The organism is Streptococcus sp. HMSC074F05 (genome assembly GCF_001808725.1).
Lineage (GTDB): Bacteria > Bacillota > Bacilli > Lactobacillales > Streptococcaceae > Streptococcus > Streptococcus parasanguinis_I.
The window spans coordinates 787230-812385 of the sequence record NZ_KV794411.1 but is presented as its reverse complement, the minus strand read 5'-3'; the positions used below and the strand labels follow the sequence as shown (position 1 = coordinate 812385).

The 25156-nt window shown below is 43.3% G+C and carries 22 protein-coding genes; 19 read left to right on the top strand and 3 right to left on the bottom strand.

Annotation, left to right across the window (positions count from 1 at the left end; translation table 11 throughout):
• Window positions 1-300 precede the first annotated feature (300 nt).
• Window positions 301-471, bottom strand: a complete 171-nt coding sequence (locus HMPREF2685_RS07685) for a DUF3042 family protein (RefSeq protein ID WP_003002781.1) — start codon at window positions 469-471, stop codon at window positions 301-303.
• A gap of 83 nt (window positions 472-554) precedes the next feature.
• Here HMPREF2685_RS07685 and miaA point away from each other — a divergent pair, with 83 nt between their 5' ends.
• The 10 genes from miaA to HMPREF2685_RS10885 all read left to right on the top strand — a co-directional run bounded on the left by miaA (window position 555) and on the right by HMPREF2685_RS10885 (window position 10210).
• Entirely contained in the window at window positions 555-1442 is an 888-nt protein-coding gene (gene miaA / locus HMPREF2685_RS07680; protein WP_070466235.1) for a tRNA (adenosine(37)-N6)-dimethylallyltransferase MiaA, read from the top strand.
• Window positions 1435-2682, top strand: coding sequence for a GTPase HflX (gene hflX / locus HMPREF2685_RS07675; protein WP_031576943.1), 1248 nt, complete (start codon window positions 1435-1437; stop codon window positions 2680-2682). Before miaA ends, hflX begins: the two co-directional genes overlap by 8 nt.
• Complete coding sequence (locus HMPREF2685_RS07670) at window positions 2666-3295, top strand: cystathionine beta-lyase (protein WP_070466233.1); 630 nt, start codon at window positions 2666-2668, stop codon at window positions 3293-3295. The genes hflX and HMPREF2685_RS07670 overlap by 17 nt, the downstream gene beginning before the upstream one ends.
• 3 nt (window positions 3296-3298) lie before the next feature.
• The gene (rnz, locus tag HMPREF2685_RS07665; protein WP_070466231.1) at window positions 3299-4228 is read left to right on the top strand and encodes a ribonuclease Z; all 930 of its coding nucleotides are present in this window, start codon (window positions 3299-3301) and stop codon (window positions 4226-4228) included.
• Between the two features lies 1 nt (window position 4229).
• Window positions 4230-4985, top strand: coding sequence for an SDR family NAD(P)-dependent oxidoreductase (locus HMPREF2685_RS07660; RefSeq protein WP_070466229.1), 756 nt, complete (start codon window positions 4230-4232; stop codon window positions 4983-4985).
• A 10-nt stretch (window positions 4986-4995) separates the two neighbouring features.
• The gene (locus HMPREF2685_RS07655; RefSeq protein WP_070466227.1) at window positions 4996-5706 is read left to right on the top strand and encodes a class I SAM-dependent methyltransferase; all 711 of its coding nucleotides are present in this window, start codon (window positions 4996-4998) and stop codon (window positions 5704-5706) included.
• A 1-nt stretch (window position 5707) separates the two neighbouring features.
• Window positions 5708-6112 (top strand): GNAT family N-acetyltransferase, encoded by a 405-nt coding sequence (locus HMPREF2685_RS07650; RefSeq protein ID WP_070466225.1) that lies wholly within the window; start codon window positions 5708-5710, stop codon window positions 6110-6112.
• Window positions 6113-6352: 240 nt separating this feature from the next.
• Window positions 6353-7831 carry a hypothetical protein gene (locus HMPREF2685_RS07645; RefSeq protein ID WP_223345974.1) on the top strand — a complete coding sequence of 493 codons (1479 nt, stop codon included), beginning with the start codon at window positions 6353-6355 and terminating at the stop codon, window positions 7829-7831.
• A 188-nt stretch (window positions 7832-8019) separates the two neighbouring features.
• Entirely contained in the window at window positions 8020-9411 is a 1392-nt protein-coding gene (locus HMPREF2685_RS07640; RefSeq protein WP_070466223.1) for a hypothetical protein, read from the top strand.
• Between the two features lie 112 nt (window positions 9412-9523).
• Window positions 9524-10210 carry a hypothetical protein gene (locus HMPREF2685_RS10885; RefSeq protein WP_261710440.1) on the top strand — a complete coding sequence of 229 codons (687 nt, stop codon included), beginning with the start codon at window positions 9524-9526 and terminating at the stop codon, window positions 10208-10210.
• A gap of 55 nt (window positions 10211-10265) precedes the next feature.
• On the opposite strand, the gene HMPREF2685_RS10235 is transcribed toward HMPREF2685_RS10885, so the two are convergent.
• Entirely contained in the window at window positions 10266-14444 is a 4179-nt protein-coding gene (locus HMPREF2685_RS10235; protein ID WP_186821446.1) for a Spy0128 family protein, read from the bottom strand.
• Between the two features lie 513 nt (window positions 14445-14957).
• Between HMPREF2685_RS10235 and recJ the strand changes: the two genes are divergently transcribed.
• From recJ to HMPREF2685_RS07605, 5 genes are all read left to right on the top strand, one after another.
• A complete protein-coding gene (recJ, locus tag HMPREF2685_RS07625) occupies window positions 14958-17183 on the top strand; it encodes a single-stranded-DNA-specific exonuclease RecJ (protein WP_070466221.1) in 2226 nt (741 codons plus the stop codon).
• Window positions 17180-17773, top strand: a complete 594-nt coding sequence (locus HMPREF2685_RS07620; RefSeq protein ID WP_070466219.1) for a TipC family immunity protein — start codon at window positions 17180-17182, stop codon at window positions 17771-17773. The genes recJ and HMPREF2685_RS07620 overlap by 4 nt, the downstream gene beginning before the upstream one ends.
• A gap of 151 nt (window positions 17774-17924) precedes the next feature.
• On the top strand, window positions 17925-18437 hold the full coding sequence (locus tag HMPREF2685_RS07615; protein ID WP_003007878.1) for an adenine phosphoribosyltransferase: 513 nt from the start codon (window positions 17925-17927) through the stop codon (window positions 18435-18437).
• A gap of 101 nt (window positions 18438-18538) precedes the next feature.
• Window positions 18539-19483, top strand: coding sequence for a homoserine O-acetyltransferase MetA (metA, locus tag HMPREF2685_RS07610; protein ID WP_049483310.1), 945 nt, complete (start codon window positions 18539-18541; stop codon window positions 19481-19483).
• A gap of 9 nt (window positions 19484-19492) precedes the next feature.
• Window positions 19493-20176 (top strand): DnaD domain-containing protein, encoded by a 684-nt coding sequence (locus HMPREF2685_RS07605; RefSeq protein WP_045759626.1) that lies wholly within the window; start codon window positions 19493-19495, stop codon window positions 20174-20176.
• Window positions 20177-20493: 317 nt separating this feature from the next.
• Here the strand turns inward: HMPREF2685_RS07605 and add are convergent, their stop codons facing one another.
• On the bottom strand, window positions 20494-21513 hold the full coding sequence (add, locus tag HMPREF2685_RS07600; protein ID WP_045759625.1) for an adenosine deaminase: 1020 nt from the start codon (window positions 21511-21513) through the stop codon (window positions 20494-20496).
• A gap of 138 nt (window positions 21514-21651) precedes the next feature.
• Between add and yghU the strand changes: the two genes are divergently transcribed.
• The 4 genes from yghU (at window position 21652) to HMPREF2685_RS07580 (ending at window position 25114) form a co-directional block, all read left to right on the top strand.
• A complete protein-coding gene (yghU, locus tag HMPREF2685_RS07595) occupies window positions 21652-22443 on the top strand; it encodes a glutathione-dependent disulfide-bond oxidoreductase (RefSeq protein ID WP_070466218.1) in 792 nt (263 codons plus the stop codon).
• Window positions 22444-22524: 81 nt separating this feature from the next.
• Window positions 22525-23214 (top strand): tRNA (adenine(22)-N(1))-methyltransferase, encoded by a 690-nt coding sequence (locus HMPREF2685_RS07590; protein WP_070466216.1) that lies wholly within the window; start codon window positions 22525-22527, stop codon window positions 23212-23214.
• The gene (locus HMPREF2685_RS07585) at window positions 23201-23998 is read left to right on the top strand and encodes a Nif3-like dinuclear metal center hexameric protein (RefSeq protein ID WP_070466214.1); all 798 of its coding nucleotides are present in this window, start codon (window positions 23201-23203) and stop codon (window positions 23996-23998) included. Before HMPREF2685_RS07590 ends, HMPREF2685_RS07585 begins: the two co-directional genes overlap by 14 nt.
• 9 nt (window positions 23999-24007) lie before the next feature.
• Window positions 24008-25114, top strand: a complete 1107-nt coding sequence (locus HMPREF2685_RS07580; RefSeq protein WP_083279712.1) for an NAD(P)/FAD-dependent oxidoreductase — start codon at window positions 24008-24010, stop codon at window positions 25112-25114.
• Window positions 25115-25156 lie beyond the last annotated feature (42 nt).

Here is a 25156-nt window from a genome sequence, read left to right as displayed (position 1 = left end):
GGATGATTTCAGCAATCCAGGAAGTTCCATAGCTAATTATTGAGCCCCTTCGCTCTTGAAATTCTTAGCTCAGGCTAAAACAGTTCCCCGAACTGTTTTACTCTCAATAATTCCGAGTACCTGAAACAGCTCCTGTTTCAGGTACTTTTGTCACTGCGGAAAGAAAAATATGTAAATGATGACATAGAGAATTGTGGGATTACTTGACTAATTCATTGGATATTTCGACTGACTTATTAAAATGTAAAAGCAACTAACAGATACAAAAAAAGCTCCGGTTTCCCGGAGCTTTTTGAATGATTAGTGTGAGACACGGCGACGTGCTGCTTTTTTGCGGTTTTCTTCGATGAAAGCTGCTTTTTGTTCTTCTGGTTCGATTACTTTTTTCTTGAATGTGTAAACTGCACCTGCGACAGCAGCAACTGTACCAGCAACACCAGTAACAAAACCTTTACCAAATCCTTTAGCCATGAGAATTTCTCCTTTTCTGAACTTTAAATATTTATGTTATAATATATGGTAACGAAAAAACGTGAATTTTGCAAGGAAAAACGATGAAAACCAAGATAATTGTGATTGTGGGACCGACTGCTGTTGGGAAAACAGCTCTTGCGATCGATTTGGCGCAAGCCCTCAATGGTGAAATCATCAGTGGCGATAGTCAGCAAGTCTATCGCAAGCTGGATATTGGAACAGCCAAGGCGACACCAGAAGAGCAAGCTGCAGCTCCCCATCATTTGATCGATGTGCGGGAGGTAACCGAGTCTTACTCGGCTTTTGATTTTGTAAGAGAAGCTAAACAGGCCATCGCGGAGATCACAGCCCGAGGCAAGCTTCCCATCATTGCAGGTGGGACGGGCCTCTACATCCAAAGTCTTCTTGAAGGCTATCATCTTGGTGGTGAAGTTCCTCATGAAGAGATTCTGGCCTATCGGGCTCAATTGGACTTGCTTTCGGATGAAGACTTGTACCAAAGAGTGGCGGAGCAAGGACTTGTGATTCCTCAGCTCAATCGCCGTCGGGCCATGCGGGCTCTTGAAATTGCGCATTTTGGGCAGGACCTCGCAAACGAAGAGACCGATTATGAACCCTATCTGATCTGTCTAGATGATGATCGGTCCTTGATCTATGATCGTATCAATCGTCGAGTAGATAGCATGTTAGAGGAGGGCTTACTGGATGAAGCTCGCTGGCTCTATGACCATTACCCAGATGTGCAAGCCAGTAAAGGGATTGGCTACAAGGAACTCTTTCCCTACTTTAAGGGGGAGCAAAGCCTTGAAGAAGCCAGTGAGACCCTCAAGCGCAACACCCGGCGTTTTGCCAAACGGCAGCTGACCTGGTTTCGAAATCGGATGGAAGTGACCTTTTACGCCATTTCTGCCCCCCACTTCAAGGAGCAGGTTCTTGCAGATGTAAAGGAGTTTTTAGAGCATGATTGAAACAGAAAAGAAACAAGAACGCATCCTTTTGGTTGGTGTGGAACTTCAAGGCATGGACAATTTTGATATGTCGATGGAGGAGTTGGCAAGCCTAGCTAAAACAGCCGGTGGAGATGTCCGGGGCTCTTATACACAAAAGCGGGAGAAGTACGATACTAAGACCTTTGTCGGCTCAGGAAAATTAGAAGAAATTGCTCAGATGGTCGAAGCAGATGAGATTACGACAGTGGTGGTCAATAACCGCCTGACTCCCCGGCAAAATGTCAATTTAGAAGAAATCCTTGGGGTTAAGGTCATTGACCGGATGCAGCTGATTCTAGATATCTTTGCTATGCGGGCTAGGAGTCATGAAGGGAAGTTGCAGGTGCACTTGGCCCAGCTCAAATACCTCTTGCCACGCCTTGTCGGTCAAGGGATCATGCTCAGCCGTCAGGCTGGGGGAATTGGTTCTCGTGGTCCAGGGGAAAGTCAGTTGGAGTTGAACCGCCGGAGCGTTCGCAATCAAATCACCGATATCGAGCGCCAGCTCAAGGCTGTTGAAAAGAACCGGGAAACCCTTCGTGAAAAACGCTTGGAATCACCCGTCTTCAAGATTGGTTTGATCGGCTATACCAATGCAGGGAAGTCGACCATTATGAATCAGCTGACTAGTAAGAGCCAGTATGAAGCCGATGAACTCTTTGCGACCTTGGACGCCACAACCAAAAGCATCCACCTAACAGGCAATCTACAAGTGACCCTGACCGATACGGTTGGCTTTATCCAAGATCTACCAACAGAGTTGGTATCAAGCTTTAAGTCGACCCTGGAAGAAAGTAAGAATGTAGATCTCTTGGTCCATGTCATCGATGCATCTGATCCTAATCACGAGGAGCATGAAAAGACCGTGCTTTCGATCATGAAGGACCTGGATATGCTGGAGATCCCTCGTTTGACTCTTTACAACAAAGCAGATAAAGTAGCAGACTTTACGCCAACCCAGACACCTTTTAGCTTGATTTCAGCGCGCTCTGAGACAGCCCGTGAAGATCTCCAGGCTTTGCTACTAGAAAAACTGAGAGAACTCTTTGTTCCCTTTACTATTCGCGTTCCCTTTTCAAAATCCTATCGGACACATGACCTAGAGACGGTCGCGATCATTGACCAGCGCGAATTTGAAGAAGATGTCGAGGTCATTCAAGGCTATATTGCAGAGAAAAATAAGTGGAAGTTGGAAGAATTTTATGACGGATTACGTTGATTTAGCAATAAAATATGGGGGCTATACCAGCCTCGATCGGATCTATCTGAAAAATCTATTAAGCACCATCCCTGAGGACTTGCGTCTCCGTGTGATTACACCTCCGCCAAGTGTGATCAATGCTTATTTCGCAGAGCTCTACCAAAAGAAGAGTCCCAAGGAGGCCATGGATTATTTCTTGGACTTGAGTCGAGCATTTGACTTATTCACAGTTCAGCAAAGCTTTGATGAACAAAAACCTTTTATCCGCCTCAACTTATCAGGTAAGTCTTATGGCTTGGCCTACCTAAATGAGGAGATAGCCTGTGTCTTTGCTGAAAATCCAGCGGCGGAAATCACCCCTTCGATTTTATTCGAAATTGCAGAGATCTTCCCACATTGTTTAGTCTTTGAAAAAGATGGCAAGATCTGTTTGCAAGAGGCCGGCCCAGAAGTGGTGACTAAAACAGAAGCCCTCTCAGCCCTGACGGATTTGATGACCTTGGAAGATGGACGCTTGAAACTGTCAGGTTATAACCAGGAGGAGCTACTTGAGCAGGCTCAAGCCTATCCTTTCAACCTTTCGTTTCGTTCAGAGAACCGGACGGCCATGATTTATATAGATAGAAAGTAGACAATGGACATTCAATTTTTAGGAACGGGAGCTGGGCAACCCTCAAAAGCCCGGAATGTATCGAGCTTAGCGCTCAAATTATTAGATGAGATCAATGAAGTCTGGCTCTTTGATTGTGGCGAGGCGACACAGAATCAAATTTTAGAAACGACCATTCGTCCGCGAAAGGTTAGCAAAATCTTTATTACTCACCTACACGGAGACCATATTTTTGGTTTGCCAGGTTTCCTCTCTAGCCGGGCTTTCCAGGCTAATGAAGAGCAGACGGATCTGGATATTTATGGTCCAGCTGGCATCAAATCCTTTGTCATGACCAGTCTTCGCGTATCGGGTTCTCGCCTGCCTTACCGCATCCATTTTCATGAATTCGATGAAAACTCTCTAGGCAAGATTTTAGAAACCGAAAAATTTACGGTGTATGCGGAAGCTTTGGACCACACCATTTTCTGTGTAGGTTACCGGATTATGCAGAAGGACCTCGAAGGAACACTGGACGCAGACAAGCTGAAGGCAGCGGGTGTTCCCTTTGGACCGCTCTTTGGGAAAGTCAAAAATGGGCAAGATGTCACACTGGAAGATGGCACTAAGATCATTGCAGCTGACTATATTTCAGCCCCTCGACCTGGTAAGATTATCACGATCCTAGGAGACACCAGGAAGACTGATGCCAGCGTTCGCCTTGGAGTCAATGCGGATGTCTTGGTCCATGAGTCTACCTATGGCAAGGGAGATGAGAAGATTGCTAAGAAACACGGCCACTCGACCAATATGCAGGCGGCAGAAGTAGCGCGTGAAGCTGGAGCAAAACGCCTTCTTTTGAACCACATCAGTGCTCGCTTCTTATCAAAAGACATCAGTCAATTGCGCAGGGATGCGTCCAGCATTTTTGAAAATGTCTATGTCGTCAAAGATTTGGAAGAAGTGGAGATCTAAGATGCGAACCATTCTCATCACAGGAGCAAGTGGAGGCTTGGCACAGGAAATGGTCAAGCTCCTCCCTGAAGACCGGCTGATTCTCCTAGGCAGAAATCAAGAAAAACTGGAACAACTCTATGCCAGTCATCCTCAAGCTGAATGCATCGGGATCGATATCACTGATTCCTCAGCCGTCCAAGATTTGGTAGAAGAGCTCTATCAGCGCTACGGGCAAATTGATGTCTTGGTCAACAATGCTGGCTATGGAATCTTTGAAGAGTTTGACCAGATTACCAATGAGCAGATTCATGCCATGTTTGAAGTCAATACCTTTGCCCTCATGCAGTTTTCACGTTTGATTGGTGCGCACATGAAGGAAGCAGGCAAGGGTCACATTGTCAATATCGTCAGTATGGCGGGGCTCGTTGCAACAGCCAAATCCAGCCTTTATTCAGCTACTAAGTTTGCAGCCATCGGCTTCTCCAATTCCTTGCGGTTAGAACTGATGCCCTTTGGTATTCATGTGACGACGGTCAATCCAGGCCCCATCCGGACCACTTTCTTTGATCAGGCAGACCCTGACGGAAGCTATGTCAAAGCTGTGGATCGCTATATTTTGGAACCGGACTTTGTGGCCAAGAAAATCGTGAAGAACTTTGGAAAAGCAAAACGCGAGCTCAATCTTCCTTGGCTCTTGAACCTGACCCACAAGCTCTATACCCTTTTCCCTCGCATCTCAGACAAGCTAGCCTGCAAGATGTTCAATTTCAAATAGGAGGAGATAGATGGCGGCGAATATTCAAGCCTATTTAGAAAACCTCCAGCAACCCTGGGGACAGATCTATTATGATATCCTTTTTGAACAATTGAAAGACATCAAAGGCAAGCGAGTGCTTGATTTTGGCAGTGGCTTCGGTCTCGTGGCCAACCACCTAGCGAAAGACAATGAGGTCCTTGCTGTGGAGCCAAACGAGGAAATGGTGGCCTTGCGGGCCCAGGACCGTCCCTACCAGCAACTCGTCGGGAGTCTGGACCAGATAGAGAGCTTTGAAGATGCCAGTTTTGATGTCATTCTCTGCCACAATGTCTTGGAGTATGTGGAGGATCGCAAGGATGTTCTCAAGGAATTCACCCGTCTCTTGAAACCAGGAGGACTGCTCTCTATCGTCAAGCACAATGAGGTTGGCCGCGTCCTGCAGACCGTCGTTTTTGAAAATGATCCTCAGAAGGCGCTTGATCTCTTAGCAGGTCAGGACTTGGAAACTCACTCCATGGGTTTGGCACAGGCCTATGATCTAGATAGAGCAGTTGAAGACCTAGCCCTCAAAGTTCAGGATTACCAAGGAATTCGAGTCTTTTATGCCTTGCAGGACAACCGCTTAAAGGGCCAAGAAGGCTGGCGAGAGTCTATGCTTGAGATGGAGTTAGCTGTTTGCCAAGAGTCCCCTTATCGGAATATCGCCTTCTTCCAGCACTATAGGTTAAAAAGGAGTTAAGATGTTAGATTATAAAAAAGAAATTCCAGCGATGACAGACCTACTCGCACTCTACAGCTCGGTGGGTTGGACCAATTATACCAACAATCCAACCATGCTGGAACAAGCTGTCAAAGCTAGTCTCTGGCAGTTGGCAGTCTATGATGAGAAGGAGCTCGTCGCCTACATTCGCTTGGTAGGTGATGGCCACTCGGTTATTTTTGTGCAGGACCTTTTGGTAAGACCAGATCACCAGCGCCAAGGCATTGGAAGGAAACTCTTAACAGAGGCTTTAGCGACCTTCCCAAATGTCTATCAACGGCTCCTCGTCACAGAACGTAGCGAGAAGAATCTAGCCTTTTACCAGTCACTGGGCTTTGTCGAACTTTCAGAGCAAGCCTGTACAGGGATGATTTATATGAAATAAGAGAGTGGGATAGAAATCGGTAATTCGTTAGAATTCGATTTCGTCGTCCCACCTCCGCACAGTTGAGTAGGACTGTAAAAGCTGATGAAAGCAGCGTAGTAGAGCCCACTCAACCACTGCGTCTTGCTCGACAATCCAAAAATAATTGAGAGGCTAGGACTTTTGTCCCAGCCTCTATCTATTTGACTGACAAAAGGGGGGATTGGTGGTAAAATGAGGAAGAGATTAGGAGGAGATGAAATGAAGAAGAAAATAAAATGGGGCCTTGTCTTATGTTCGGTACTTATACCAGTATGTTTGAGTGCCTGCAAACAAGGAACTGTAGAAAAACAAGGTTCTTCGAATAAAGAAGTACAGAAGAAAATCGATCGAAAAAACATTCATTTTGACAAGACAGGACCTGCAGCAACATTTGATTGGGATGCAAAGAACAGTATCAGATACATAACGTTTGAAAAACTTCCACAATATATGAGGTCAGATGATAGCGATGGTATTTCAATATATGGACAGCAACCGAATGAAGTCTCTCTATCTGAGGAAGGAAGAGTTCAAAAAGCTTTGCAGGTCGTTGAAGGAATCTATGTAGATCCAAGGGGAATAGACACAGTAATCAAGGCCAATGGGGCAAAAAATCAAGAGGATATGTATACTCGACTCTGGAACGATTATATTATCCCTAAAATTGAAAAAAACAGTAGTACTTTTGATCCAAATACTTATGTGGAATATCTTGGTGAGAAGTACCCCCTCAAAATATATGGTCCCATGTATTTGAAGCTCATGACGAATGCATTGAGCTTTGGAAAAAAATATGAATTAAAGGGCTATGCAGTTAAGGGAAACAAAGTATTTATTCGCATTCAGGTACCAACTTACTTCCCAGAGCTTTTACCGAGAGGGAATAAATATTATAAAAATCCTAATGAGTCAGATTTCAATCAAGCCTTCTATGATTGGCTCGATGAATTCCATCAAAGGTATGCTGAAAAAGAAATAAATCGAGATGATCATATTTCCTATATCATGCTTTCAACAGTTTTACAACAGTTAGTTAACAAAAATTTCGAGGCAACCTCATTATCCGGTTATGCTTATAGTAAAACTTCGCCTACGGAATTCACGGTTGAAATGGAAGTGACAAATCAAGGTGATGTTCGAATTGATTTAAAAAACTTGGCTATTCTCTTACAAATCCCTCAACAAATGAAGGGGGATAATCAGTATGGTAAGCAAGATGAGAATAATATCTTTTGGACCATCCCATCTGGAAATAATAATGACGGACAAAAGATAAAAGAAAAATTAAAGAATTTTAATCCCAAAAATCCTGTTAAAAGTTATGCAATTGGAGAGCCAGTTGTATTTGCTAATGGCTTAGAAGTTACACTGAATAGTGTAACAGACGATCCAAATTTGGATGTTCAGGATGATCAAGACCGTATCGATACAAGGAAAAAACAACATCGATTGATCGTCGAATTCACCCTATCGAATACAACACCTCTCAGTATTGAAAATACTCCAGATTATACAAATGTAGATCTCTATGATGGCCATGGCAAATCTGCTTATATGTTGAATAATACTTTAAATTACAAACAGCCAACAGTCCTTGAAGCAGGAGAATCTGGTATATATAAAATTAACTATTTAACAGATGGGGATGGGCCGTTTACGATCGTTTATGGTGATGCCAAATGGGTCGTTCAAAAATAGAGAAAAATCCAAATCTTTAATCAGCTTATTGTAAAAGCTAGTGAGTTTAAGAAATTATAAGAAGCTTCAGTTGTCAATAAATTATTAAAGAAATTTATTCATATGTGGTTGGAAAAGTCGGAATACTTTTAAAGAAAAATGACGAACAAATAAGGTAAAAGAAGCGTACAGAAAGTAGAAAAGAGAGAATGAAGAAGATTTTTAAATCAATCAAGTTTTGGATATTTGTATTACTTGTTACCTTGGCAGGAGGCTGGTTTATCCGGTATGAAATTCATAAGCGTGATATATCACAATTTGTAACTTGGAAACCTCGTCCACACATAGTTGATTCCCAATTTATTGCAGGTGGGAAAGCAGTAGCTATTCAATGGGATAATAAAAAAGAAGTGGATGAGGCGCTGGAAGCAAATTCGTACAATCCAAAAGTTAAAGTAGAATGGTTTATAAATGGTGGAAATAGTGAACGGTACATTGCACAAGAAAGTTACAAATTAAAATCTGACCCACGTCTCTATTTTCAATATTATATTCGTGGTAATCAAGTTCCTTACCTAACTACAAATAAAGCACAAAAGGGAGAGTACTGGCTCATTGATGTCTATGATACCAAGGACAAGCGCTTAGTGAAGAAAACATATGATGTTTTTAAGATAGTACGAGATATGGATAAGAATTATATCCCCTTATCTGTTAAAGTTTCTTCTATGTTGTTGGATACAGATGATGGAGAAACATACATTCCGATTGATATTCTTGTCGATAAGAAAGACAAATATATTGTAGAACCTGGAAATATCTATGTACAAACAGAGTATCAATCTCGTATAGGGTTAATGAATGTTAAGGATGGAAAGTTCGCTTGGAAAACCTCATCAGGCAAAGGTTATGAACAAGTTCAAAAAGAAAATCGAGAAAGCGACAAAGACTTACATCCATTTGAATACAATTTTGAAAGAGGACAATTGCAGCTCCAACATTCACGTTTGTTATTTACAGATCGTAGTAATGAGACTAAGGATATCCCATTGAAAACACTCTATCCGAAAGTATATTCTATTTTAAGCAAAGGGAATAATCCAACTACTGTAAAATGGGGTGAAGAATCGACAAAAGGGGAGAATGCCTATCTATACTTTCTCGGACCAGAAGATCTCAACTTTGATATTTCATTTTTGGAACTGCTTTATAAAGTTCCAGAGCAGCGTTCAGGTGGATGGTATGATGTCCTACAGTATCATAAGATACCAGCAGAATTTTCAAAAGATGGGCAAGAACATCTTGCGAATAACAAAAAAGAATTTTTCCAATATTTTACAAAGGAATTAAATCAAAGTAAGGATGCTACAGAGTTCTCATTGCTGAGACGCTTATATGAAGTACAGAACTACGTGGTCTCTAGAGATTTTGGTCAGTCCTTCGGTAATCTGACCATACCAGCTGAGTATACTAAAGATGGGAAGGTTCATGTCGTTCAAAATGATGAGGAATTCTTCAAATATATGGATTTAGAGAAAATTCCTAATAAAAAGATGAAAGAAGATATTAAAAAAATGTTCCCATATGATGTAAAAAATTAATCGATTAGGTCGGATTTAGCAAGGAGGTCAGGCTATGAAGCCCAACTATTTCAAACTATTCGCAGGAATTCCACTTATTCTTTGTTGCCTGTTTCTTTCCAGTTGCAAGATCATGAAACCGAGTGATTATAAAAAGGCGAAGGAAGTAGTCAGCAGTGAGCTTGCTAAGGTTGGTCTGCATGGGGATGTGGCCATAAACAAACTGGATTGGACTGCTTTGGAATTCCCAACTTATCATGTAAGCTACACCTACTCTGAAAAAACCTATGATGGACAAACAGTGACATTAGAAACGGATACGGTGTTTCATAATGATTGGACAGATACAACTAGTGACCATCTTCCAGAGTATAAGGAAGCGTACTTGAAGCAGCAATCTGTCCAAAAGAAGGAGAAGGAAATTGAGGGACAATTAAAGAAGCAATCTCTAGGTCTTCCTATTAGTTTCTTTGGTTTTTTATCGAACTCCAACCGTGATGAGAAGGAGCAAATTCTAGATAGTATCGCAAGTCAAAATCTCAAAGAAGGGAAAAAGGACTTTGCTGGTTACTATCAAATCCCTTTTCAGACCTTAATCGATCAAGAGTTAATCCGTATGACTATTTATATAGAGGATGGTGTATCCGTTAAGGAACAAGACTTAAAAGCAGCAGCCAAAAAATTAGACGCTAGCAAACTACCGGATGGTGCCTATGATTTTTACTATTCCAAAGGTAGTTACGCCGATTCTATCAGTTACTCATTCAAAGTTAAAGATGGGAAAGTTGTTTTTTATGAAGATCAAAACAAACCAGAATAAGAGAAGCAGATACAAAAAAAGATCTAGTCGTGTTTGACTAGATCTTTCATGTTTCTTAGAAGTCTTCCTTCTTCTTAAGTTTCAGAGAAGCAATAGCTGTAGCGACGAATGTCAAACCAGTTGCAAGAAGTCCTAAATGATCTGCAGTTCCTGTTGAAGGAAGAGATCGTTTACTTTCTTTAGGCTTGTCACTAGATTTAGGAGTTTCACTAGATTTAGGCTTGTCACCAGGCTTCGGCTTATCTCCATTTGGTGATGGAGGTGTTGATGCTTTCGGTTTATCTGTTGATGGTGGAGGTGGAAGGAGTTTGTTTACCACGTTTCCTTTATCAACAACAAGGTTTATTGCAGAAGCAAAGTCGTTTGCAGAAACCTGGATGACTTCATTTGAAAGTTGGTAACCACTTGGAGCTAAGATCTCTTTGATTACGTAATCTTTCGCTTCAAATCCAACAAAGCTTGCAAGTCCATCTTGACCAGAAATTGCTTGCGCTTGGCCTTGTCCATATGGGTTGGCAACAGGTGTAACCCCATCTGCTTCAAAGAGTCCAAAAACGGCACCTGCAAGGTAATCACCCTTTTCATCCACTTTACGAACCTTAAGGGTGTAGAGTTTTAATTCAGGGGTATCAATTGTTGGTGGAGTTGGTGGGATCACCTTGTTGATAAAGGTTTTCTTGTCCCCATAAGCAACAACTGCTTGGATAGCATTTGATGCTTCATCTTTTGTGACGGTAACTGTGACATCCACTTGACCTTCATCATATTGGATGTTTGCTTTATCAGCTGGTACGACTTCTTTAATGGTATATTTATGAGTACCAATCATCGCTTCTGTGTAGGCGATCGCATCAAATGTCACCGTGCCATCAGCAGCATTTTGTTTTGTTTGAAGAACAGTTCCATTTTCGTCCAAGAGGTTAAAGCTAAATTCACCACCTTGAAGGTCACGACCTTCTAAAATCTTGCTTGTGGTAATTTGTTTTTCACTTGGAGTTGGAGGTGTCGGAGGTGTATAAGTGTTGGTAAAAGTAGGAGTATCCTTTTTACCGTCGTATTGCACATCCGCATTCAATTGTCCAGTTGCATCCTTTGTGACAGTCACTGTTACAGTATGAACAGATTCATCATAAGTGATCGCTGATTCTGGTGTAGCTGGTTTTTGTTCAACAATTGTGTAGGTGAAAGTACCAGCTTCATTAAAGCTTACTGGATTGAAGAGAATATCCCCATTCTCACCATTTGTCTTGGTATCAACGAGCGTACCAGCTTGATCCTTGAGAAGGAAAGTATACTCATTTGCTTTCAATGTACGATCGCTCGAACCATTGATCTCCAGTACTTTTTTAGCCTTGAATTGAGCTGTCGTTGGTTTCACTGTTGGAGGAACAGGAGTTGGAGGTGTCGGAGGTGTATACGTGTTGGTAAAAGTAGGAGTATCCTTTTTACCGTCGTATTGCACATCCGCATTCAATTGTCCAGTTGCATCCTTTGTGACAGTCACTGTTACAGTATGAACAGATTCATCATAAGTAATTGCTGCTTCCGGTGTAGCTGGTTTTTGTTCAACAATTGTGTAGGTGAAAGTACCAGCTTCATTAAAGCTTACTGGATTGAAGAGAATATCCCCATTCTCACCATTTGTCTTGGTATCAACGAGCGTACCATTTTGATCCTTGAGAAGGAAAGTAAACTCATTTGCTTTCAATGTACGGTCGCTCGAACCATTGATCGCCAATACTTTTTTAGCCTTGAATTGAGCTGTCGTTGGTTTTTCAGCAGGAGGAGTTGGAGTCGGAGGTGTTTTCGTATTTGTAAACGTATCTCCTTTTTCAGCATCCCCACCTGAGTAAGTCACAGTAGCGACGAGTTTATCGTTTGCTTTCTTCACAGCAACAGTAGCCGTGATGGTTTGTGTGCTATAGTTGATAGAAGGATCCGTACCTTGGTTTTCGGTAATGGTATAAGTATGTGTTCCTTCTTCACTATAAGTAAGTTCTTTAAAGGTTACAGTACCATTTGCTTTGTTTTTAGCCGTTTCAAGGGTATTGTCTCCTTCTTTCAAGACAAATTCAAATTGATCATCTGTCAACGGTAAGGTTGTTTCACCTTCTTTAAGGAGCTTTTTCACTTGAAGTGTAGCTGTTACACTTTCTGTTTTAGGAGCTTCTTTTTTGTTGGTGAACGTATTTGTCTCAGTTTGACCATCAGAGTAGCTGATTTGTTCTACAACCAAGGCGTTGTCTTTTTCAACCACTACAACTGTAGCCGTGATGGTTTTATCACTGTAGGTAATGGTTTTGTCCGTACCTTTTGTTTCAGTGATGGTATATTTGAATGTGCCTGCTTTGTCTACAGTGATGTTATCAAAAGTAATTGAACCATCTTTTTTGTTCTTGGTTGTGCCAACAACTTTATCGTTTGCATCTTTTGCAACAAACTCAAAGTCATCACCCTTAAGTTCGCCACCTTCAAATGCTTTTTTAAGGGTTAAGGTCACTTTAGCATTTGAAACTTTTGGTTTGTTTTGAGTATTGGTGATCGTATTTTTTTGTTCACCATCTCCACCTGAGTAAGTGACAGTAGCGACGAGTTTGTCGTTTTCTTTTTTTACATCAACGGTAGCAGTGATGCTTTGTGTACTATAGTTGATAGTAGCATCCGTACCTTTGTTTTCAGTGATCGTGTATGTATAGCTACCTTCTTTATTGAAGGTTAGAGACTTGAAGTTAACAGTGCCGTCTGCTTGGTTCTTGGCAGTTTCGACTACTTTGTTGTTTTCGTCTTTCAAGACAAACTCAAATTGACCTTCTGTGACTGGAACTTGTTTATGTTCCTGATCACCAGCTACTTCGAAAGCTTTTTTAACGACAAGGTCTGCAGTAGTTTCAGTCACCTTTGGTTTGTTTGATGTGTTGACCACTTTAATCACGTTGTCATCATCAATTTTCTCAACTTTAGAAGTGTAACCTTCAGGAGTGTTTGTTTCTACTACTGAATATTCAATGGCCTTACCATCTTTGATACCTGGTAATTTCGTAAATGCTGCTTTCCAGCCAGAAGCTTTTGTAAGGGTTTGTGTCATCCCATCCAAAGCTTTGCCGTCCGCATACAATTGAACAGTAATATCTTTACGGTCAGCTTCTTCATCACCAACCCATTCTTTTTGAACAGTTATAGTTTTATCACCGGATACCCAGAAGTTTAATTCTGTGTTATTCCAGAATGCTGGGTCTTTTAATGGTGTTTTGATTTCATCAGCTGTTAACGTAGCATTGTTGTCAACGCGAACGGTTGTCTTAGGAATTAATGTTTGGTATTCAACGATCAATTCATCGCTTGATGCTGTTTTAAAGACATCACTGACATCTGATAAATTCACGGTAAATCCATTGCCGTCCGCATCGAATTTCACATGTTTCCAGAAGTCCCAACCAGAAGCTACCACTTGTCCACCTTTTCTCAAAGTGAAGGATGGTTTCAAGTAAGTTCCTACAAAGAATTCACTTGCAGCGTGGTTTGCAGCAGGAGCAAAAGTGATTTTTGAGTAATCTACAGCTGGAGCTTGGATTTTATCTGACACAACAGGGTTTGTGATGGCTTGTTTCTTACCATCTCCGTTGATACGAATGAACCAAGTAGTGAGATAATAGTCATCTCCAACATTCATCCATGCATAGTTTTCAGATGCGTCTAATTTGAATTGTTTAGAAACATAATCACCTGTACGATTATATTTATTTAAGATTGCTTCGAAAACTCCTGGCCCATTAGGACGTGTGATGACGACTGATTCTGAACCAACTTTTGAGGTAGCCGTTTTATTTCCAGGATTTCCCGGAGTGTTATCCCATTCTGCTTTGTATGAGAAACCACCCTTAACGTTTTGGTTCATGGATTCGATGGCTTTTTTAAAAGTAAAAGTAATCTTTTTGTTTGTCATCGAAATGGTTGCGACTTCAGCTCCATTTGCTTGGAGTGATTGAGTTGCAACTTCAGTGATATTGACACCTTCTGGAGCATCAATGGTAAACGTATCACCTTCTTTAACTGATTTACCAGTTAAATCCCAGTCAAATGAAAAGATAACTTTTTGTCCACTTGCCTGAGCCTTTAAATTGGTGACGGTTGGTGAAACAGTAGCCGCGCTAACAGGTTTGATCACAGACAAGCCTAAGGCTACCACGGCGATGATAGCTACAAATGCAACTATCTTTTTATATAGAAATTTCAATTGGCCTCATTTCCTTTCTTTTGCATAAATTTCGTAAAGTTTTTCTATATAGTGATATCTCCTAAAACTGAAAAACTCCTGATCTTTGCTCCATACAATCAGTTGCTTTATTTGAACATGTATTTAGAGAAGAAGGACCTTACCTCTATTGAGAAAATATGGGGGCATACCTCAATATCCTATCTTTAGTCTGTCCATACTAGAGGATTGGTTGGACCTGAAACAAACTTTCTAAAAACAATGATTCGATAGAAAAACGGAAGAAATTTACGCTTCATAATATAAAATGATAATAAGCAGTGCAAACTTAACAGAATAATCATCCCATTACATTTTTAAAAGATTATTATCATATTTATTATATTCTTTTAGTGTGATAAGTCAAGCTAAATGCAACAAAAATATAGGAAATTGTTCATTTTGTTCCAACCATTACCTGACCCTTTATTTCCCGCCATTTTCGGCTTTCATGATATAATATTCAGATAAGAAAAAGAGGAGACCAAAAGCTAGATGATCACTTCAAAATACGATTGGCAGTTAGCTTCGCCAAGTGCAGATGAGGCCTTTTTAGCCCTTGCTAAAAAAGCAGGCCTAGAAGCGTCCGTAGCAACCTTGCTGTATGAGCGTGGCATTCAGACCAAAGAGGATTTAGAAGACTTTTTAGAACCCAAGCTTGAGAAACTACACGACCCTTATTTGCTCCATGATATGGACAAGGCAGTGGAGCGCATCCGACGGGCCATCGAAGATTATGAGCAGATCCTCATCTACGGAGACTATGACGCAGACGGGATGACTTCGGCCTCCATTATGAAGGAAACCTTGGAGCAGATGGGAGCAGAGGTGCAAGTCTACCTACCCAACCGCTTCACAGACGGCTATGGTCCCAATGAGAGTGTCTACAAGTACTTTATCGAGCAGCAAGGCATTTCCCTGATTGTCACGGTGGACAATGGGGTCGCGGGCAATCAAGCCATTGCCATGGCCCAAGCGATGGGAGTCGATGTTATCGTGACCGACCACCACTCTATGCCAGAGGTTTTACCGGATGCATATGCGATCATTCATCCGGAGCATCCAGATGCGGATTATCCCTTCCATTATCTAGCAGGATGTGGTGTGGCCTTTAAGTTGGCCTGTGCCCTCCTAGAAGAAGTGCCGGTTGATCTCTTAGACTTGGTAGCCATCGGAACCATTGCTGACATGGTCAGCCTGACAGATGAGAATCGGATCCTGGTCAAATACGGTCTGGGTGTTCTCCAACATAGCCAGCGCATGGGCTTGCAGGAACTCTTGGAGATTGCGGGGATTCGTCCGGAGGATGTCAATGAAGAAACGGTTGGTTTTCAGATTACTCCTCGTCTCAATGCCCTTGGACGCCTCGATGATCCCAATCCGGCCATTGAACTCCTGACAGGATTTGACGATGAAGAGGCGCACGAGATTGCCCTTATGATTCATCAGAAGAATGAAGAACGTAAAGAAATTGTCCAAGCCATCTATGACGAAGCCAAAACCATGGTCGATCCAAGCTTGTCCGCCCAAGTCTTGGCCAAAGAAGGCTGGAATCCAGGGGTCCTTGGCATTGTCGCCGGCCGTCTATTAGAAGAGCTTCATCAGCCAGTTGTTGTTTTAAGCATCGAAGATGGACGGGCTAAAGGAAGCGCTCGGAGTCCTGAGTCGGTCAATATCTTTGATGCCCTCGATCCCCACCGGTCGCTCTTTGTCGCCTTTGGCGGGCATGCCGGTGCAGCAGGGATGACGCTCGAGGTGGATCAACTCCCTGCCCTGTCTCAGGCTCTTACGGATTACATTGCAAAACAAGAGATTGATCTCAGTAGCAAGTCTAGCCTAGCCATCGACGAGGAACTGCATCTAACAGAACTAACGCTTGAGACCTTGAAAAGCTTTGATCGCTTGAGTCCTTTTGGCATGGACAATAAAAAACCCGTCTTTCTGGTCCGTAATTTCAAGGTAGAAGGAGCTCGCTCGATGGGTGCTGGCAATACTCACTTGAAACTCAAAATTTCTCAAGAAGATGCGACCTTTGAGGTGGTTGCCTTTGGCTTGGGGAGCTTAGAGGCAGAGTTTGCCCAAGCGCAAGACCTGGAGTTAGCTGTGCAATTGTCAGTCAACCAATGGAATGGTCAAACGACCCTTCAGCTCATGCTGGTTGATGCGCGTGTGGATGGTGTGCAGCTCTTTAATATCCGCTCCAAAAATGCCAGTCTCCCCGCAGGTGTTCCCGTTCTTGACTTTACCAAAGACCTACCAGATCTAGCAGGAACTTCCGCTGTAGTGGTTGGAAATATCCCTGAAGATTTAGAGGAATTACGGCAAATTTTCCAAGAACATGACTTCCAGGCCGTCTATTTCAAAAATGAGATCGCCAAAGCCTACTATCTAACAGGCTACGGTAGCAGGGACCAGTATGCCAAGCTCTATAAGACCATCTACCAGTACCCAGAGTTTGATGTCCGCTACAAACTGAAAGACCTAGCAGCCTATCTCAAGATCCAGCCGATCCTCTTGGTCAAAATGATCCAGATCTTCCAAGAGCTGGGCTTTGTGACCATTGAAAATGGCATCATGAAGGTCAATAAAGAAGCAGAAAAACGGGAAATCGCAGAGAGCAGCATCTACCAAAACCTCAAACAAACCGTTAAAGAACAGGAGTTGATGGCCCTTGGAACGGTTCGTGAAATCTACGACTACCTGACAGGACAGGCCTTATGAAAAAACACCTAAAACAGTTTCTCTGGCTCACCCCCATCCTACTTTTTGGCCTTTATTGGTTGGGAATCTATCTGAGTCTGAAAAACCCTATGGAAGAAATCAACTACTCCGAAAATGGTGGATTGATGCGCTATATGATGTTTAAGCCGTATACAGAAACGATAGGAAACGATGGTATCTGGAAAGAAGACGAGGATTTTCAGACCTACCCCTATTCTAAAGGAATTGTCGATGTTAACGAAGAATTGTCCGTGATGATGTTTAGGGGAACGCCCAACTGGACCTATATGTATGATCTTCAATTGGAAAAAGGTGTGACACTTGGTTTTATATTTAAATACAACTCATCCAAAAAGTTGTTTTTCCAGAAAGAGGTCTACCTTTCTAAAGAAGATACTACCTACGAGGGCCAGCAACTCCTTGAGCAACTTGCCACCTATGGCAAAGACCGCACTTGGTTGAAAAACCAAAGCAAGAAGGTCGCCGAACAATACATTCTGGGTACCTGGTTCAAGAATGGAAGTTCCCGTTATTCCCTGAAAAACTTGGGGGATATGAAAATCGAGTACAACAAATTGATAGATGAATAGTAAGCATGTTTCCAATCCCACATCATTTTTCGGATGTGGGATTTTTGCTTTGATGCGGAGACTTGGGAAAATGATTTGGCAAAAATGATGCAAGTTAGTAGAATTCATGGTATAATGGAATGTAAAAATTTTTTATGAAAGAAAGTTAACCATGAATTTAAAAGATTACATTGCAAGCATTGAAAACTATCCACAAGAAGGGATTACCTTCCGTGATATCAGCCCTTTGATGGCAGATGGCAATGCTTATAGTTATGCGATTCGTGAAATCGTTCAATACGCAACGGATAAGAAGATCGATATGATCGTTGGCCCTGAAGCGCGTGGGTTCATCGTTGGATGTCCGGTAGCTTTTGAGCTCGGTATTGGTTTTGCGCCTGTTCGTAAGCCTGGTAAATTGCCACGTGAAGTTATTTCTGCTGACTACGAAAAAGAATACGGTGTGGATACCCTCTGCATGCACGCAGATGCCATCAAACCAGGCCAACGCGTCCTCATCGTTGATGACCTTTTGGCTACGGGTGGTACCGTTAAAGCAACCATCGAAATGATCGAAAAACTCGGTGGCGTCGTTGCAGGGTGTGCCTTCTTGATCGAGTTGGATGAATTGAAAGGTCGCGAAGCGATCGGCGATTACGACTACAAAGTCTTGATGCATTACTAATATAGTCTAATACTATAACTGGCTACAGAAAAACCATAATTGAAAACTATAAGCTCCTATCATATAATGTTAGTTAAGAACTTGTAAGATGGGAGCTTTTTATGCCAATTACTCTAGATAAAAAATTACCAGCAGTCGATATCCTTCGTTCAGAAAATATTTTTGTCATGGATGATGTTCGAGCAACTCACCAGGATATTCGTCCTATAAATGTTCTGATTTTGAATCTCATGCCGACTAAGGAAGCAACTGAGACTCAACTGCTACGCCTCCTGGCCAATACGCCCTTGCAGATCAATGTAGATTTCCTCTATATGGCGAGCCATAAGTCTAAAAATACAGCGGCCGAGCATATGGAGAGTTTTTACAAGACTTTTGAGGATATCAAGGATAATTACTATGACGGCTTGATTGTGACGGGGGCGCCTGTCGAAAAGATGGACTTTGAGGAAGTGGACTACTGGGAAGAGTTGACCCAGGTCTTTGAATGGGCCAAGCGTCATGTTTTTTCTACCCTGCACCTCTGTTGGGGAGCCCAGGCTGGTCTGTACCACCGTTACGGGATTCAAAAAGTTGAGCTCTGTGACAAATTATCTGGCATCTATGACCAGGTAGTGGTGCGTCCTGAGAGTCTTCTCATGAGAGGCTTTGACGACCGTTTCCTTGCCCCTCATTCCCGCTATACCGATATTCCTTTGAAGGAAGTTCTGGAAAAGAGTAATCTTCAGGTGATCGCTCAGGGAAATGAGGTTGGGTTGTCCATCATTGCTAGTCCGGACATGCGTGAGGTGTATAGCTTTGGCCATCTGGAGTATGATCGCGATACGCTGGCGAAAGAATACCACCGAGATGTCAAGGCAGGCTTGGATCCAGCCCTTCCAAAAAATTACTTTGATGAGAATGATGCCAATACAGAACCTCGCATTCGTTGGAATCTTGCTGCGACGACCTTCTTTAGTAATTGGATCAACTATGCGGTTTATCAAGAAACACCTTACCGCTTGGAAGAATTGGAAAAAGATATTTCATTTTATGGTTACCTATAAAGGGGAATTATGACATATTCACAAGCATTTAAGTATGGCAACTTGGTTCTTCCAAGTGCCTTACTTTTTCATTATCATGAGTTATTTGACCAAGCAGATGACTACTTGGTTTGGCAGTTTTTCTTCCTTCAAAATACGACCGGTCAAGAGACCTTGACTCCCAATCAGATTGCCAGTCATCTAGGAAAAACCGTGACAGAGGTCAATCGTATCATGTCCAATTTGACCACCAAGGGACTCCTCCAATACCGGACTATTGAGCTCAATGGCGAGATTGAAGCCATCTTTGATGCGACCATTGCCCTGGAACGCTTGGATGAAATTTTAGAGGCTCAGACACAAGGGAAGACACAGAGTGCTCCTGCCAAGGGAAATGTCATCAAGGACTTGGTGGAAACCTTCCAACAAGAACTGGGACGACTCTTGACACCTTTTGAGATTGAAGACTTGACCAAGACTGTGCGCGAGGATCAGACAGATCCAGACGTGATCAAGGCAGCCCTACGAGAAGCTGTCTTTAACGGCAAGCCTCACTGGAAATATATCCAAGCTATTTTGCGAAACTGGCGCAGTGAAGGCATCAACAGCCTGGCCCAAGTAGAGGCGAAACTACAAGAACGCGAGCAAGCCAACCCACGCAATGTGACCGTTTCAGACGATTTCTTGAAGGCCATGGATTTGTGGAAGGATTAAAAAAACTAGTACTTAATTGAGTGCTAGCTGCAGAAGGAAGGTAAAGTTTTCCTAGAAACTTTCCTTATGTGATTAAGGACGTCAGAGAACTTCGAAGAAGTTCCATGACTTAGTTTTGAGCCTAAGGTCTCAAAACTCCCGAGTGCCTGAAACAATTACGTTTCAGGCACTTTTCTCACGGCGGAAAATTTTTAGTTTATACTTGAATAATATAAAAATAAGACATTACTTTTACTGAAACAAATAGGTTCTTAATTGAAAAAATATTTTTTAACCATTCAAAAAGCTAGCAGTCATATATTGCTAGCATTTTTTGTTTATAGATAGTCCGCGTAGGCTTTTTTTAGTTTGGTAAGGAGTTCTTGTTTTTCCTCTTCACTAGCAAAGGAAGCCTGGATGGCATCGACATTGTGCTGGTAAAAGTCAGTTTCCTTGGTTTGGAAGCGCTGATGGTAGAGGGCATATTCCTTGGTAAGATCGGTATCAGATACAGTCCGGTTATCGGTATTGATACTGATCCGAGCTCCGGCCGCCTTCATCTTCAAATAAGGAAAATCTTCTATATTCGGTGCTGCTTTTGTCTGTAAGTTGCTGGTCAAGCAGAGTTCACCAGTGACCCCATTTTCAATAAAGGATTGGAGTAAGTCCGGTTCATGAGATAGAGCTGTCACGTGGCCATTGCGTTTGATACCAAATGCAATCGATTGGGCAACAAAGTGTGGGCAATGACACTCACCTGCGTGAAGCGTCATGGGCCGATGGTAACTCTTGACTTGCTCAATTAGAGGTCGAATATCTTCTGGAGAGTAGTTGTGCTCATCCCCGGCAAAGTCAAAACCAACAAAATCCTGATCACTAACTTGGTTCGCTTCTGCTAGAATGCGAGATGTGACTTCTTGATCGGACTGGCGCATGCCACAGACCAAGGCTTTTGCAACAATGCCAAATTCATCCTGGGCTTGGCGCAGTCCTTCACAGACAGCATCGATTGTTTCTGGAACAGTGAGCCCTTGGTCCATGGACAATTCTGGGGCAAAACGAACCTCAATGTAGACGACATTTTCCAAAGCAGCTTGCTTGGCCACATCGTAAGCAGCAAGGGTCAAGGCTTCCTTGGTTTGAAGGAGAGGGCGAATGTAGTCAAAGGCCTCCAAATAGTCCAAAAGATTCTCACAGTGGGCAGGTGCAGTGACATGGTGCTTGAGCTCCTCATCGCTAGCAGGGAGGTCAATATTGGCCATGGCTGCCAATTGGCGAATGGTCGGAAGAGACAAGGAACCGTCTAAGTGGCAGTGTAGTTCTGTCTTTGCCAAACTATGAAAGTCGATCGTGGACATGTTTTTTCTCCTTCAAAATGTATTTTTTCTATACTATCATTTTGCCAAGAAAAGTCAAGTAAAGCCAGCGTAGCAGATTTTTGAAACTAGCGATTGGATTTGATATGCTAGTAGTAACATAGACAAAGGAGAAAAGAGATGTCAGATTATCAATTACCAGAAGTATGGGAAGCACCGAGCCAAATGGGAGGAGCCTGGGGGGGCTTGAACCAACCAACAGCAGGTGCCCGCTTTGAACAAACTCTTCCAAAAGGCGACCAGCCTTTCCAACTCTATACCCTTCCAACACCCAATGGGATCAAGGCCACCATTATGCTTGAAGAACTCAAAGAGCTGGGAGTGGATGCAGGCTATGACGCTTATCGGATCAAGATTGGCGAAGGAGATCAGTTTGGTAGTGACTTTGTAGCCATCAATCCTAACTCGAAAATTCCAGCCATGTTGGATCAATCAGGAGAGGAAGCCATTCGTGTCTTTGAATCAGCCAATATCCTCCTGTATCTAGCTGAAAAATTTGGCCAATTAATCCCGACTGATCTGGCTAAACGGACAGAAGTGCTCAACTGGCTCTTCTGGCAGACGGGTGCGGCACCATTTTTAGGGGGAGGCTTTGGTCATTTCTTCCATTATGCGCCGGAGAAAATCGAGTATGCTATCAATCGCTTTGCCATGGAAGCCAAACGTCAATTGGACCTGCTGGACAAGGAACTGGCCACCAAACCTTATATCGCAGGGGAGGACTACACCATAGCGGATATTGCCATCTGGTCTTGGTATGGTCGTCTAGCCCAAGACAAGGTCTGGGACCGAGCGGGAATATTCCTAAATGTGAAGGAATACAAGCATTTGCAAGCTTGGACAGAAAAAATTGCTAATCGCCCAGCTGTGAAACGTGGCTTGAAAGTAGAATATAAGGAAATTGATGCATAATGAAAAGGCGCCGTTGCGCCTTTTTTTAATGGTGCAAACATGGTATACTAAAGGATGGAATAAAAGTTTAGAAAGTAGCACATGGAATTTACAAAATTATCAAATCGCTTGGACTTGGTGGCTAGCTTCGTCCCAGCTGGAGCTCGTCTTCTAGATGTAGGGAGTGACCATGCTTATCTCCCAATCGCCCTCTTACAAGAAGGTAAGATTGAGGCTGCTATTGCTGGTGAAGTGGTTGAGGGCCCCTATCAGTCTGCCCTCCAAAATGTTGCGGATAATGGCTTAGAGGACAAGATTGAAGTCCGCTTGGCCAATGGTTTGGCTGCCTTTGAACCAACAGATGGCATTTCCTGTATCACCATTGCTGGCATGGGAGGACGCTTGATTGCAGATATCCTAGCCGCAGGTCTTGAGAAATTAGCCAGTGTCTCTCGCTTGGTCCTCCAACCCAATAATCGGGAAGATGAACTGCGGGCTTGGTTGGTAAACCATGATTTCCGCATTGTTGATGAAGCGATCTTGGAAGAAAATGAGAAGTTCTATGAGATCCTTGTGGTCGAACACGGTTCTCAGGAGTTGAAAGCCATGGAACTGCGTTTTGGTCCCTATTTGATGCAGGGACATGCTCCAGCTTTTGTCCAAAAGTGGTCCAAGGAAGTGGAGAAATTAGCCTTTGCCTTGGAGCAAGTCCCAGTTGAGAATCAATCTGCCAGAGCATCGTTAGAAGAGCGCATCGCACACATCAAGGAGGTCCTAAATGTTAGCAAGTGAAGTCATCAAACGCTATGAAGCCTATTGTCCTCAGGAGCTTTCCATGGAGGGAGATGTCCGTGGCCTACAGGTCGGCACCCTGCAAAAAGACATCCATAAGGTCATGGTGGCCCTGGATATCCGCGAGCAGACGGTGGCTGAAGCTATCGCCCATGGGGTGGACTTGATTATCGTCAAGCACGCGCCCATTTTCCGTCCCATCAAGGATTTGGTAGTCGATCGGGCTCAAAATCAGATCTATATCGACTTGATCAAGCATGATATCGCAGTCTACGTCAGCCATACTAATATTGACATTGTCCCAGATGGTCTCAACGATTGGTTCTGCCAGCTCTTGGACATTGAAGATACAGAGCCCCTCAGTATGACAGGGGAAGGATTCGGAATCGGCCGGATTGGGCGGGTACCCGCCCAATCCTTTGGACAGTTGGCTAGCAAGGTTAAAGAAACCTTTGGCTTAGATGCTTTGCGCATAGTCAGTTATGACCAGGCAGATTTGGAACGGGTCATTGAGCGCGTCGCCATTTGTGGAGGAAGTGGCCAGTCCTTTTACAAGGATGCTCTCGCCAAGGGAGCAGAGGTCTATATCACCGGAGATATCTACTATCACACGGCTCAGGACATGCTGAGCGATGGCCTCTTGGCCTTGGACCCAGGTCACCATATCGAAGTTCTCTTTGTGTCAAAACTAGTAGAAAAGCTCAATCAGTGGAAGGCTGAGGAAGCCTGGGAGATTGAAGTGATTGGCAGTCAAGCCAGCACCAATCCTTTTTATCATATCTAAGGGGTCATGATGAAAGTTGCCATTATCGGTGCAGGGATCGTGGGATCCACTGCAGCCTATTATTTATCCAAAAAATCACAAGTGGATGTAACCGTCTATGACCATGGAGTTGGCCAAGCAACCAAGGCAGCGGCTGGTATCATTAGCCCTTGGTTTTCGAAGCGGCGAAACAAGGATTGGTATCGACTCGCACGTTTAGGAGCTGATTTCTACCAAGAATTGGTAGAGGACCTGGCTAAGGAAGGAATCGAGACAGACTTTTACCAACAGACTGGGGTCTATCTTCTCAAAAAGAAGGAAGAGAAATTAGATGAACTCTATCAGTTGGCACTGAGCCGTCGAGAAGAATCTCCCTTAATCGGAGACTTAGCGATTTTGACCAAAGAAGAAGTGGCCCAACAATTCCCAGGGTTGCAAGGTTTTGAGAAGCTACTCTATGCATCAGGTGGAGCTCATGTAGAAGGAGCCCTTCTGACAGAAACCCTTCTTAAAGCCAGTGGTTCAAGAGTGATCAGGGAAGAGGTTGCTCTCTCGGTTACAGACACTGGCTATCAGATTGCAGGAGAAAGCTATGATCAAGTCATCCTAGCAACAGGAGCCTGGTTGGGACAAATCCTCGAGCCACTTGGTTACCAAGTCGATGTCCGTCCCCAAAAAGGACAGTTGAGGGATTATCAGCTAGACTTAGATACTGCTGATTATCCTGTGGTCATGCCTGAAGGAGAGCTGGATATCATTCCATTTCAGCAGGGCAAGATCAGTATGGGAGCCACCCATGAAAATGAGATGGGCTTTGACCTGACAGTGGATCAGGCTTTGCTGAATCAGATGGAAACAGAAGCTCTGTCTTACTATCCAGAACTAGCTCAAGCGACAGTTGTCGGCGAGCGCGTGGGAACACGGGCCTACACCAGTGACTTTTCACCATTCTGGGGAGCTGTTCCTGATCGAGCAGGCCTCTATGTCGCTAGTGGACTTGGTTCGTCTGGCCTCACAACAGGTCCCCTCATTGGGTGGCACCTGGCCCAACTAGTGGCAGGAGGCAACCTGCGCTTGGATCCAGCAGATTATCCAGTTGAACAATATGTGAAGAAGAGAGTGGGACAAAAGTCCTAGCCTCTTCTTGTCTTTGGATTGTCGAGCAAGAAGCAGTGGTTG